Raw genomic sequence first — 12741 nt, 5'->3', positions numbered from 1 at the left:
GTTTCCACATCTGTGTCATTTATGTGACGTGGCTCCCTGTGGAGGATGCGATCGCTCTTCCTGCAGAAAGAGACCTGCGGTCGGTTACCCGTCTGGCTCGGAGGCAGCGGGACGCCCGGCCACCTACAATGACCGACATGTTTGTGCACCTCCGTCTTCATTCCGAGTTTTCCGTGGTCGATGGCACCGTGCGTGTCGACAAGGCTGTTGCTGCAGCCGCGCGGGATGGTCAGCCTGCCCTGGCGCTGACCGATCTCAACAACATGTTCGGAGCACTCAAGCTCTACAAGACCGCGCAGAAGAAAGGGGTGCAACCGATTCTGGGCGCCGAGGTGATGGTCGAGGGACTGGTGCCACCCGCCAAGGATCGTCCGCTGCCGCGCATGATCCTGCTGGTGCAGAGTCATGAGGGCTATCTGCATCTGTGCGAGCTGCTGACGCGGGGCTGGCAGGCCATCGGCTCCAAGCCGCAGGCCACCATGAAATGGGAGTGGATGCGGGAGCTGTCTGGCGGGCTGATTCTGCTGTCTGGCGCACAGGCGGGGCCGCTTGGACTGCCGCTTCTGGCGGGAGACATGGAGCAGGCGCATGCGCTGGCGCTGCAGTGCGAGGAGGTCTTTCCCAACCGTTTCTATCTGGAATTGCAGCGTGCAGGACGGGGGACGGACGAGTCTCATGTGGTGGCTGCCGTGCGGCTGGCGCAGCGCATGCAGCTGCCGGTGGTGGCCACCCATCCGATCCAGTTCATGACGGCGGCGGAGTTCGAGGCCCACGAGGCAAGGGTCTGCATTGCAGAAGGGGAGATTCTGGGAGACCAGCGGCGCCAGCGTCGATTCACGCACCAGCAGTACTTCCACACCACGGCGGAGATGGAGGCCCTGTTCGCCGACATTCCTTCCGCGATTGCCAACACGGTCGAGATTGCGCGACGCTGTGCCATCACGCTCACGCTCGGCAAGCCTCAGCTGCCCAACTATCCGATTCCCGACGGGCTGTCGATGGAGGAGTATTTCCGCAAGCTCTCCCACGAGGGGCTGGAGGCACGGCTCGCCCACCTGTATCCCGACGAGGCCCGGCGCAACGAGGAGCGCCCCCACTACGAGGAGCGTCTGGAGTTCGAGCTGGGCACCATTTTGCAGATGGGGTTCCCGGGCTACTTCCTGATCGTGCAGGACTTCATCAACTGGGCCAAGAACAATGGCTGTCCGGTGGGGCCGGGGCGGGGGTCAGGAGCCGGTTCGCTGGTGGCTTACGCGCTGCGCATCACGGATCTCGACCCGCTGACGTACAACCTGCTGTTCGAACGGTTCCTGAATCCGGAACGGGTGTCGATGCCTGACTTCGACATCGACTTCTGCCAGACCAACCGCGACCGTGTGATCGACTATGTGAAGGATCGCTACGGGCGCGATGCCGTGAGCCAGATTGCCACGTTCGGTTCCATGGCCGCGCGGGCCGCCATCCGGGATGTGGGGCGGGTGCTGGACCTGAGCTATACCTTCTGCGACGGCATCAGCAAGCTCGTGCCGAACAAGCCGGGCATGCATGTGACGCTGCAGTACCCGCCAGCCGAAAAGAAAGAGGGCGACAAAAACAACTACGCCATCGAGATGGAGCCTCAGCTTGCCGAGCGCATCTCGCACGACGACGAGGTGCGGACGCTCATCGAGATGGCGCAGCAGCTCGAAGGGCTGACCCGCAACATCGGCATGCATGCGGGGGGGGTGCTGATCGCTCCGGGCAAGCTGACCGATTTCTGCCCGCTCTACCAGCAGCCAGGCAGCGAATCGGCCGTGAGCCAGTACGACAAGGAGGACGTGGAAGCCGTCGGTCTGGTGAAGTTCGACTTCTTGGGGCTGGCCACGCTCACCATCATGGAGCTGGCCCGGGAATTCATCTGTGGGCGCCACAAGGGGCAGGAGCATTTCGACTTCGACCAGATTCCGCTCGATGACAGGGCCACTTACCGGCTGTTTCAGGAGGGCAATACCGAGGCGGTGTTCCAGTTCGAAAGCCGGGGCATGCAGTCGATGCTCCGGGACGCGCGTCCGACGCGGCTGGAGGATCTGATCGCCCTGAATGCGCTCTATCGTCCAGGCCCCATGGATCTGATTCCGAGCTTCATTGCCCGCAAGCATGGCCGCGAGGAGGTGATCTATCCCCATCCGCTGCTCGAGAAGGTGCTGGCCGAGACCTACGGCATCATGGTCTATCAGGAGCAGGTCATGCAGAGCGCCCAGGTGCTGGGTGGCTACAGCCTCGGGGGTGCCGACCTGCTGCGCCGGGCCATGGGCAAGAAGAAGCTTGAGGAGATGGTCAAGCACCGGGAAATCTTCCGTGCCGGTGCGGCCAAGAAGGGCATCAGCCAGGAGAATGCCGACGAGGTCTTCGACCTGATGGAGAAGTTCGCAGGCTACGGCTTCAACAAGTCGCACGCGGCGGCCTATTCGCTGCTGGCGTATCAGACGGGCTGGCTCAAGGTGCATTACACCGCCGAGTTCTTCTGCGCCAACATGACCATCGAAATGGACGACACCGACAAGCTCAAGGTGCTGTACGAGGACGCGGTCAAGATGGGGCTCACCTGCGAGCTGCCCGATGTCAACCGCAGTGCCTACCGGTTCGAGCCGGTGTCGGATCAGGTCATCCGCTATGGGCTGGGGGCGATCAAGGGCACCGGCGAGAATGCCATCAAGGCACTGACCGAGGCGCGCGAAGAAGGGGGGGCCTTCACCAGCCTGTTCGACTTCTGCAACCGTGTCGACCGTACCCGCATCAACAAGCGCACGGTCGAGGCCCTCATCAAGGCAGGTGCCTTCGATGCGCTCGATCGCAACCGGGCACAGCTCATGGCCAACATCGATCTGGCGTTTGAGTACGCGGCCAGCCAGGCAGCCAATGCCAACCAGGTGGGGCTGTTCGACATGCTGGATGGTCCAGGGAGCAGCACGGACGAGCCTCCCATGGTTCCAGCCACGCCCTGGGGCATCAAGGAGCGCCTTGTGCAGGAGAAGACCGCCATTGGGTTCTTTCTCTCGGGGCACCTGTTCGACGAGAACGAGGACGAGGTGCGGCGTTTTGCGCGGCTGCGCATCGCCGATCTGACGGACAGCCGCGATCCGGTGCTGGTGGCCGGCATTGTCGGTGATTTCCGTGTCATCAATGGCCGCAGCGGCAAGCTCGCGCTGTTCAAGCTCGACGACAAGTCGGGCGTCATCGATGCGAGTGCAGATGAGTCCGTATGGTCCGCCAGTCCAGGTCTGCTGGTCGATGATGCGCTGGTGGTGGCGCAGGCTGTGCCACGCTTCGACAAGTTCAGCGGTGGCATTCGTCTCACGGTGCAGCAGGCCTGGAGCCTGCCGGCGGCACGCTGCCGGTTCGGCAAGTACCTGCTGGCCGATGTGGGCTTGCTGGCCCCTGGACAGGTGGGGCCCGATGTGGCCCGTGTGCTGCAGGAACATCCGCCCGAGAAGGAGGTGCTGGAGACTGGGGACGAGATCGTGCGCGGGCTGGCGGTGCGGCTGAAGATCCGCATTCGCCCTGAAGAAGGGGAACAGGCGGACAGGGCAGGGCAGAGCGGGGCAGAGACGTCGTCCCCCACCCGTCCGGTACAGGGGCTGCTGGCGCTGGGACCAGCCTCGCGCTTCTACCCGAGCGATGCCGCCATGGCGCGGTGGCAGGCCCTGCTGTCGCAGGGGTCTGCACGCATCATGTACGAGTGAGCATCGCGGCGATCGATCTGATCGCACGGGCATGACGGGCAGGCATGAGCGAGCCGTCGAGGGCCGCTCGTGCAGGGGCGCGCATGACAGGCGCGAGGCAGTGCCCAGACGTGCGAGCCATGCCGCTCCTGCCGGCGTGGCCGCGCAGCCTCAATGCCGCTTGAAGGTGATGGTGAACGGCACCTGGGGCACCTGACCATCGACATCGGCAGGCAGGGTCCCTGTGCGTTCCAGCGCATTGAGCACGGCCTGATCCCAGTCGGGATCGGTGCTGGGCTTGACGACACGGCTGAAGAGAATGTGCCCATCCGCTCCGGCCCTGACGCGCACCACCGTCACCGGCGCTCCGTCATTGCCTCCATGGAAGCGGATGTTGGGGTAGACCCTGTTGCGAACCCGTGCTGCATAGCTGGCAGAGAATCCGCCACGTGAGGTGGCATCCTTGCCTGTTCCCTTCTGTCCCTTGCCTCCAGCGCCGGTTCCGCGGGCATGCGCGTCTCCTCCCGATCCGCCCAGGCTGGTGCCTGCAGCCATGCGTGCCATGCGGGCGATTTCGGACTGGCGGCCTGCCTCTGCCCGTGCCTTTTCACGGGCGATGCGGGCTGCAGCCATCTTCTCGGCCTTGGCCTTCTGAGCTGCTGCCGCTGCAGCGGCACGCGCCTGACTGCGTGCGGCAGAGGCTGCTTCAGCCCTGGCTTGTGCCTTGGCCTGAGCGGCAGCCGTTGCACGGGCCTTGCGGGCCTCGGCCGCGCGGGCGGCAGCTTCCTGCTGCCGTGCCTTTTTCAGTTGAGCGGCATGGGCCTGGCGTTCCGCTTCAGCCTGCGCAGCCTGAGCCTGCCGGCGGGCCTGTTCGGCGGCATGCGCCTCCTGTTTCTGCTGGAGCAGATGGCGCTGGCGGCGCAGAGCCACATCCGCTTCCTGTTGCTGTGCTGCCTGCCGTGCCTCGGCCATGGCCTGCAGGTGGCGCTGCCGGGCCTGGGCGGCTTCCTCGGTCTTGCGGGCGCGCTCCTTCTCGCGTGCCTCGGTCTGTTGTCGGGCCTCTTCTTGTGCCTGCTGTGCTTCGGCCTGCTGCCGTGCGGCTTCGCGGGCCTGTTCCCTTGCCTGTCTGGCTGCAGCCAGCTGCGCTGCATGCGCAGCGGCGCGGGCCTGCTGTGCTTCCGCCGCGTGGCGCGCATCGGCGACATCGGCCTCTGTGGGAGCTGCTGCAGCTGTTGTCGGGGCAGCAGTCGCTTCTGGGGCAGACTGGCCACCACCTGTTCCGGACTGGCCTTCCTCCGAAGGCGTGGAGTCCCAGACTTCAGCCACCACGGCTTCTCCTGCGGGCGTGTCCACAGCCCAGTGCGTGGCCCACGCCAGCAGTCCGAGCAGCCCCAGATGGATCAGCAGCGCCACGAGCCAGGCAGCGGGCCGGAAGGGTTCCCGGGGCGGAAGCAGCCCTTCGTGGGAGGAGAGATCAGGGGTATGTGACACGGGAAGCGTGCGTGGGAATAGGGCTATTTCTTGGGGGTGCTCAATACGCCCAAGGCAATATGCGGTGCGCCGGCGTGCTGCAGGTCTTCATAGGCCTGCATGACATCCTTGTATTGGAGCTGGGCCGAGGCATTTATCAGCACTGTGACATCCTTGCGCCCATGCAGCATGCGCTGCAGAGTGGAAGGCATGGAGTTCTTGTCGACGCTCTGGGGTTGATTGTGAGTTTGTGTCTGGTCTTCAAGCAGTCGACTGCCATCGGGCTTGACGGTCAACACGATGACCTGCGATTTCTGCGTGCTGGATTTGCCCACCTTGGGCAGATCGATCTTGCCCGGACGCAGCATGGGTGCCGTGACCATGAAGATGATGAGCAGCACCAGCATGACGTCGATGAACGGCACCATGTTGATTTCGTTGATGGGACGGCGGCGACTGCTTCGGGAGACCACTGCAGGCATGACTTTCTCCTCTCCGATGGGGCACTCAGCGGGTGGCAGCGAAGGCGGTGGTGTCGGCCGACGCGGGTGGCGCCTGCACTGCAGGCCGGCTGGCCGCGTTGCGCTGCAGGATGTTGGAGAACTCGTCGATGAAGCTTTCCTCTGCCACGGTGATGCGCTCGATGTCGCGGGCGAAGAAGTTGTAAGCCACCACGGCCGGAATGGCGGCGAACAGGCCCACAGCGGTGGTCACCAGCGATTCGGCAATTCCGGGGGCCACGGTCGCAAGCGACACCTGCTCCATGCCCGCAAGGCCGGTGAAGGCGTGCATGATGCCCCATACCGTGCCGAACAGGCCCACATAGGGTGAGATGGAGCCGACCGATGCCAGAAAGGACAGCTTGCTCTCTGCCATGTCTGTCTCGCGTTGGAAGCTTGCCCGCATGGCACGGCGGGCACCGTCCACGAGCTGCAGCGGATCGCCGGCCTGTCGTTCGCGGAGTTTCAGGAATTCGCGCATGCCACTGGCAAAGATGCGCTCGGTAGGGCCCGCCGAGCGGGCATTGCGGCTGGCTGCATCGTAGAGTTCATTGAGACTCGCTCCCGACCAGAAATGCTGCTCGAAGAGTGCATTGAGCCCTCTGGTGCGCCGAAGCGCTCCCATCTTGGCGGCAATGACGGCCCAGCTCGTGACCGAGATGACGAGCAGCAGAGCCAGCACTGCCTTGACGATCCAGCTGGCGTGCAGCACCAGCTGCACGAGATTCATGTCCGGGGAGTTCATGGGAAGAGCCTGAGAGAAACGGGAGAAGATAAAGAGAACGCAGAAGACGGGCGCACAGGGTGCACCTGTACCCTGTCGACAGTCACGGGCTTGCAGCTCGCTCGCAGCGGCTCACTGGCTGTGGCGCTGCAGCAGGGCGTGGAGACCGGCAGGCATCCGTGCCGGCTGCAGATGCTCGCTGTCCACCCAGCCCAGACGAATGGTGCCTTCGGCCAGCAGGGGGCCTTCGGCATGGCCGAGTCGGGCTGTCTGCACGATGACGGCCGAAGCGCGGCCGACCTGCATCGGGTGGGCCGAGACCCAGAGCAGGTCGTCCAGCCGGGACGGACGGTGATAGCACATGTCGGTGGCGCTCACGATGAACATGCCTCCTGTTTCCGCGCGCAGCCGATGCTGCTCCACGCCGAGCGCGCGCAGCCATTCGGTGCGTGCGCGCTCGAAGAACTTGAGGTAGTTAGCATAGAAGACGATGCCCCCGGCATCCGTGTCTTCCCAGTAAACACGCACCTGAAAATGAAACATGATGTTGCAGTGCAGCAGGTCGGCGAAAGAGGTCAGGCCAGCCGCTGCAGTCGGGCAATGGCTTCCTGCAGCTGGGCAAGCGAGTTGGCCGTGGAGAAGCGCACGAACCGGGAGGTGTCTGCCGTGCCGAAGTCGCGACCGGGTGTGACCACCACGCGGGCCCGTTCCATGAGGGCAAAGGTGGCGTCCCAGCTGTTGTCCACTCCCAGGCGGGGCAGCCAGCTGCCGATGTCAGCCCAGGCATAGAAGGCACCATCGGGCCGGACCGGCACGTGCATGCCGAGGGCGTCGAGCTGCGGTACGAACCAGTCACGTCGGGCACGGAATTCGGCGCGGCGCTCTTCGTAGATGCGCAGGCTCTCGGGCTCGAAGCAGGCCAGTGCGGCATGCTGGGCCACGGTGCTCGGGCAGATGAAGAGATGCTGGCTCAGCAGTTCCACCGTCTGCGCGAGTGCCGGTGGCAGCACCACCCAGCCCAGGCGCCAGCCGGTCATGTTGAAGTACTTGCTGAAGCTGTTGATGCTGATGATGTCGTCGCCCAGCTCCAGGGCACTGTGTCCGTAGGCATCGTCATAGCTCAGGCCGAGATAGATCTCGTCGACGATGGTGAAGCCGCCGCGTGCACGCACCACGTCCACAATGGACTTGAGGGCGGCCGGCGCGATGGAGGTTCCCGTAGGGTTGGAAGGGCTGGCCAGCAGCACGCCGCGCGTGGCGGCTGTCCAGTGGGCCTCGACCTGTGCGGCGTTGAGCTGGAAGCGGTCTTCGGCCGATGCGGGAATGAGGCGCGGCGTGCCTTCTGCCGCACTCACGAAATGTCGGTTGCACGGATAGCTGGGATCCGGCATCAGCACTTCGTCACCCTGCTCGATGAGGGCCATGCACACCAGCTGCAGGGCAGCCGAGGCACCGGCCGTCACCACGATGCGGGCCGGGTCGATGGAGAGACCGAAGCGCTCGGCGTACCAGCCGCTGATGCGCTCACGCAGGGCCGGCAGGCCGTTGGCTGCGGTGTACTGGGTGTTGCCGTCGCGGATGCAGCGCTCGGCTGCCTGGGCCACCAGGGGCGGAGCCGTGAAGTCGGGCTCGCCGATGTTGAGGTAGAGCAGGGGATCTGCATGGCTGCCGGAACGCTGTTGGAGCTCCTGTGCGGCCTTGCAGATTTCCATGACATAGAACGGCTCGATGCGCCGTGCGCGGTCTGCGATATGCATGGCAGGTCAGCTCCGTTGGCGGTCGGCTTCGACCTCCAGTGCGCGCAGCTCGGGAGCCACGGCGTTGAGAACGCCGTTGACGTATTTGTGCCCGTCCGTACCACCGAAGGCCTTGGCCAGCTCGATGCACTCGTTGATCACGACGCGCCAGGGCACATCCGGGAAATGCTGGAATTCGTATACGCCGATCCACATGCAGGCATGTTCGACCGGGGAGATTTCCTTCCAGCCCCGATCGAGATGGGGGGCAATTTGGGCATCGAGCGCCTCGGCTTCCTGCACGCATCCGTGGAAGACGGCATCGAAATGCGCGGCGTCGCCCTTGTGGAATCCAGTGAGTTCACGGGTGAACTGGTCGATGGCGGCAGCGTCGTTGTGCCCCACCAGATACTGGTAGAGCGCCTGCAGGATGAATTCGCGCGCGCGGCTGCGTCCGGTCTTGCCGGTGTGCTTGCGAGGAGCAGGGGGCTCGGCAGGGGCCGGCGCATGGTCGGCCTGCACGCTGTGGGCCAGGGCCTGCTCGGGGGTCAGCTCGGAGGCGGGAGAGGTGCGGGAGGAGGAATTCATGCCACTTTCACCATGCTGCGCATCAGAAGGGCCATTTCGACAGCCACGCGGGCGGCATCGGTGCCTTTTTCGATCTGGCGGTCCTTGGCCTGCTTGAGGTTCTCGACGGTGAGGATGGCGTTTGCCACCGGCAGACCGTGGTCCAGCGCCACGCGCGTCACGCCTGCTCCGGATTCGTTGGCCACCAGCTCGAAGTGGTAGGTCTCGCCGCGGATGATGCAGCCGAGGGCGATGAGGGCATCGTAGTCGGAGCGGTCGGCCAGACCCTGCAGGGCCAGGGGCACTTCCAGTGCACCGGGTACCTGCACGAGGGTGACGTTCTTGGCCTTCACGCCGAGCTTCATGAGTTCGGCCAGGCAGGATTCGGCCAGTGCGTTGGTGATGTCTTCGTTGAAGCGTGCCTGCACGATGCCGATGCGGAGCTTCTTGCCGTCGAGCTGGCTGGTGAGGCTGGCGATGTCGCCCTGGTTTGCGTTTTTCATGGGAAAGGAGTCCTTCAGGATTTCTGGGGGGGAGCCGCAGTGAAGCCGACGACTTCCAGGTCGTAGCCAGCCATGCTGGGCATGCGGCGCGGTGTGCCGAGAATGTTGAGCTTGCGCACGCCGCATTCACGCAGGATCTGGGCCCCGATGCCGTAGCTGCGCAGATCGAAGCTCTTGCCCGGGGCATGGGAAGCCTGGGCCGTGCCATCGAACTGGGCCAGCAGCTGGGCAGCGGATTCGCCGCAGTTCAGCAGCACCACCACGCCGCGCTGCTGTTCGTGGATGTAGCGCAGGCTGTCTTCCAGGCTCCAGCTGTGCATCTTGCGGCCGACTTCGAGGGCGTCGAGCACGGACAGTGGCTCGTGCACGCGGGTGGGAACGGGATCGGAAGGCTCCCAGCTGCCCTTCACCAGCGCCAGATGCAGGTTGTGGCCATGCATGTCCTGGTAGGCATGGGCGGTGAATTCGCCCTGGGCCGTCAGCATGCGGCGGGTGGCCACCTTGCGGATCAGCGACTCGTGCTTGCTGCGGTATTCGATGAGCGAGGCAATGGTGCCGATGCGCAGACCATGCTCGGCAGCGAAGAGCTGCAGGTCGGGCAGGCGTGCCATGGTGCCGTCCTCGTTCATGACTTCGCAGATCACGGCGGCAGGCGTGCACCCCGCCATGGCAGCGAGGTCACAGCCCGCCTCGGTATGGCCGGCACGCATGAGCACGCCGCCATCGACGGCCTGCAGCGGAAAGACGTGGCCAGGCTGCACCAGGTCCGAGGGCTTGGCGTTTGCCGCGACGGCAGCCTGCACGGTGCGGGCGCGGTCGGCTGCCGAGATGCCTGTAGTGACGCCCTCGGCTGCCTCGATGGACACCGTGAAGGCCGTGCCGTGCGGTGCCCCGTTGCGAGAGGTCATGGGGGCCAGTCCCAGATGGTGGCAGCGCTCGCGGGTGAGAGTGAGACAGATGAGGCCACGGCCGTAGCGGGCCATGAAGTTGATGGCCTCCGCACTGACGTGGTCGGCCGCAATGATGAGGTCACCTTCGTTCTCGCGGTCTTCCTCGTCGACCAGGATCACCATCTTTCCGGCCCGGAGGTCGGCCACGATGTCTTCGATGGGGGATACGGGAGCAGGTACGGGAGCGCTAGCCATGGAGGGATGAGCCTTGATTCGAAAAATAGTTCGTATTATCGCGCAAGGGCGCGTGGGGAGGGGAGGCGGGGATGTCCATGCCGCACCAGGCACGGGCGGCCGTGCGCATCCGGTGCGGCGCCCGTCAGGTTTGCCGACGTCGCAGGGCGGCAAAGGTGAGGTAGCAGCACAGGCTGGCCGTGCCGGCCCCGACCATGCCCCAGGCCAGCTTGATGCTGCTGTCGAACAGCAGTGGCACCACAAACCCCGCCATGCTGGCAAAGACCACCATCTGCACGAAGGACTGCAGCGAAGACGCCAGGCCCTGGTTGCGCGGGAAGTAGTCCATGGCAGTCATGGTGACGGCCGGGGTCAAGAAGGACAGCCCGAACGAATAGATCAGCAGAGGCAGCACGGCCCAGGGCACCGTGGCATGGGGAGCGGCCAGAAGGTTGTATGCGAGATTGAAGGAGCCTGCGAGCGCCATGATGCCAAAGGCCATCACGACCATGCGCGGACGCGAGATGCGGTGGGCGAGGCGGCTGGCAATGGCAGACCCGCCGATCAAGCCGGTCACGAGGGGGATGAACATCCAGCCAAAGGCCGTTTCGGGCAGGTGGAGGATGTCCATGATGAAGTGGGACGCCGATCCGATGTAGAGCGAGAAGCCTGCAAACGACAGTGCCAGCACGACCACCAGCAGCATGAACCGCAGGTGCAGCGTGCATTCCACATACTGACGCACGATCACGGAAGGCAGGAAGGGCTGGCGCTGTTCGGGAGGAAGGGTTTCGGGCAGCCCCTTCCAGCACAGGGCAAACATGAGGGCACCGAACAGGGTGGCGAACCAGAAGACCGAGCGCCATCCGAGATGGACCTGCAGCCAGCCGCCCAGGATGGGGGCGATGGCCGGTGCGAGTCCGAACACCATGGTCATGTGCGACATCATGCGCTGGGCCTCGGCGCCCCGGTACAGATCCCGCACGATGGCGCGCCCCACCACGGCTCCCCCGCCCGCGCCCAGGCCCTGCAGTACCCGGAAGACGAGCAGACTTTCGATGCCGGTGCTCAGTGCTCCGCCGAGCGATCCTGCGATGTACAGCACCAGCGACACCAGAATGACGCGGCGACGTCCGAAGGCATCGGCGAGCGTGCCATAAAAAAGCATCATGCCCGCAAAGGCATAGAGAAACAGACTCAGCGTCTGCTGCATCAGCACATCCGTGGTGTGCAGATCGGCACGGATGGCGGCAAACGAGGGCAGATAGCTGTCGATGGCCAGAGGCCCCACCATGGTGAGGGCCGAGAGCATCAGCAGGTAGCGGAAATAGGGAGACAGCAAGGCGATGGAAGGGAAAGTGGGAACGGCTCAGAGGGCCAAAGACTTCGGGCCATCCATGACACAAGTCGCATGGATGGCCCGATGGGGCCGGGCAGAATGTCTGCGGCCGGGATCTGCTCCTTCAGGGGGCAGGGAGCGCCGACCTTACCATGGATCGGAAGCGCCTGTCCTGCAGGGGGAGGATGGCATCACTGTGCGACCCAGCCTCCGTCCATGTTCCAGGCCACGCCGCGCACATTGTTGCCCGCAGGCGAGCAGAAGAACACAGCCAGTTGCCCCAGTTCATCGGGAGTGGTGAATTCGAGCGAGGGCTCTTTCTCGCGCAGCAGCTCCACCTTGGCCTGTTCCACCGGGATGTGCTCGGCGGCGGCGCGGGCATCGATCTGTTTCTGCACCAGCGGAGTCAGTACCCATCCGGGGCAGATGGCGTTGCAGGTGACGCCGGAGGTGGCGTTTTCGAGCGCCGTGACCTTGGTCAGGCCCACGATGCCGTGCTTGGCAGCGACGTAGGCAGACTTCTGTGCCGAGGCGACCAGGCCGTGTGCAGAGGCCACATTGATGATGCGGCCCCAGTTGACCTGCTGCATGGCAGGCAGTGCGAGGCGCGTGGTGTGGAAGGCGCTCGTGAGGTTGATGGCGAGAATGGCATTCCACTTCTCGACCGGAAAGTCCTCGATCCGGGCCACATGCTGGATGCCTGCATTGTTGACCAGGATGTCCACGCGGCCGAAAGTCTGGGCCGCAAAGGCCATCATGTCCTCGATCTCGGTGGGCTTGCTCATGTCTGCGCCATGGTAGGCCGTGGAGATGCCGTATGCCGCCCCAGCCTGTCGCACCTCGTCTTCGGGGCCGGCGTGGTCGCCGAAGCCGTTGAGCACCACATTGGCACCCTGTGCCGCCAGGGCCTTGGCGATGCCGAGCCCGATTCCGCTCGTGGAGCCGGTCACCAGCGCTGTCTTGCCTTTCAACATCATGAATCTCCTTGGTGAATTCAGGTAGGATGAAATGAGGATGCGGGCCGAAGGGGCTTTCTCGGAAGCCGGGCCTGCATGGTGCAAGATCAGGTCTTTCCGT

At 64.5% G+C, this 12741-nt stretch carries 11 protein-coding genes; 1 reads left to right on the top strand and 10 read right to left on the bottom strand.

Translation table 11 applies throughout. The annotated features are described in order from the left end of the window. Nucleotides 1-137: 137 nt before the first annotated feature. A complete protein-coding gene (gene dnaE, locus ACP2WS_RS02515) occupies nucleotides 138-3722 on the top strand; it encodes a DNA polymerase III subunit alpha (RefSeq protein ID WP_426459346.1) in 3585 nt (1194 codons plus the stop codon). 150 nt (nucleotides 3723-3872) lie between these two features. Here dnaE and tolA read toward each other — a convergent pair whose 3' ends face one another. From tolA to ACP2WS_RS02465, 10 genes are all read right to left on the bottom strand, one after another. Then, nucleotides 3873-5192 (bottom strand): cell envelope integrity protein TolA, encoded by a 1320-nt coding sequence (gene tolA, locus ACP2WS_RS02510; RefSeq protein WP_426459345.1) that lies wholly within the window; start codon nucleotides 5190-5192, stop codon nucleotides 3873-3875. Nucleotides 5193-5215: 23 nt separating this feature from the next. Continuing rightward, on the bottom strand, nucleotides 5216-5653 hold the full coding sequence (locus tag ACP2WS_RS02505) for a biopolymer transporter ExbD (RefSeq protein WP_426459344.1): 438 nt from the start codon (nucleotides 5651-5653) through the stop codon (nucleotides 5216-5218). 25 nt (nucleotides 5654-5678) lie between these two features. Then, complete coding sequence (gene tolQ, locus ACP2WS_RS02500; protein WP_426459342.1) at nucleotides 5679-6416, bottom strand: protein TolQ; 738 nt, start codon at nucleotides 6414-6416, stop codon at nucleotides 5679-5681. 111 nt (nucleotides 6417-6527) lie between these two features. Next, nucleotides 6528-6938, bottom strand: a complete 411-nt coding sequence (locus ACP2WS_RS02495; RefSeq protein WP_426459341.1) for a YbgC/FadM family acyl-CoA thioesterase — start codon at nucleotides 6936-6938, stop codon at nucleotides 6528-6530. A 32-nt stretch (nucleotides 6939-6970) separates the two neighbouring features. After that, nucleotides 6971-8152, bottom strand: a complete 1182-nt coding sequence (locus ACP2WS_RS02490) for a pyridoxal phosphate-dependent aminotransferase (protein ID WP_426459339.1) — start codon at nucleotides 8150-8152, stop codon at nucleotides 6971-6973. 6 nt (nucleotides 8153-8158) lie between these two features. Further along, nucleotides 8159-8719 carry a transcription antitermination factor NusB gene (gene nusB / locus ACP2WS_RS02485; RefSeq protein ID WP_374491138.1) on the bottom strand — a complete coding sequence of 187 codons (561 nt, stop codon included), beginning with the start codon at nucleotides 8717-8719 and terminating at the stop codon, nucleotides 8159-8161. Further along, nucleotides 8716-9201 (bottom strand): 6,7-dimethyl-8-ribityllumazine synthase, encoded by a 486-nt coding sequence (gene ribH / locus ACP2WS_RS02480; protein ID WP_374491136.1) that lies wholly within the window; start codon nucleotides 9199-9201, stop codon nucleotides 8716-8718. Before ribH ends, nusB begins: the two co-directional genes overlap by 4 nt. A gap of 14 nt (nucleotides 9202-9215) precedes the next feature. Further along, entirely contained in the window at nucleotides 9216-10346 is a 1131-nt protein-coding gene (gene ribBA / locus ACP2WS_RS02475) for a bifunctional 3,4-dihydroxy-2-butanone-4-phosphate synthase/GTP cyclohydrolase II (protein ID WP_426459337.1), read from the bottom strand. 124 nt (nucleotides 10347-10470) lie between these two features. Next, on the bottom strand, nucleotides 10471-11667 hold the full coding sequence (locus ACP2WS_RS02470; RefSeq protein ID WP_426459335.1) for a multidrug effflux MFS transporter: 1197 nt from the start codon (nucleotides 11665-11667) through the stop codon (nucleotides 10471-10473). Between the two features lie 188 nt (nucleotides 11668-11855). Next, nucleotides 11856-12638 (bottom strand): 3-hydroxybutyrate dehydrogenase, encoded by a 783-nt coding sequence (locus tag ACP2WS_RS02465; protein ID WP_426459334.1) that lies wholly within the window; start codon nucleotides 12636-12638, stop codon nucleotides 11856-11858. Nucleotides 12639-12741: the final 103 nt, after the last annotated feature.

Origin of the sequence: Brachymonas moutaii (nom. illeg.) (genome assembly GCF_049977365.1) — a bacterium.
GTDB lineage: Bacteria > Pseudomonadota > Gammaproteobacteria > Burkholderiales > Burkholderiaceae_C > Brachymonas.
Note: the sequence above shows the minus strand (reverse complement) of the source record. Positions and strands in the feature narration are given on the sequence as shown.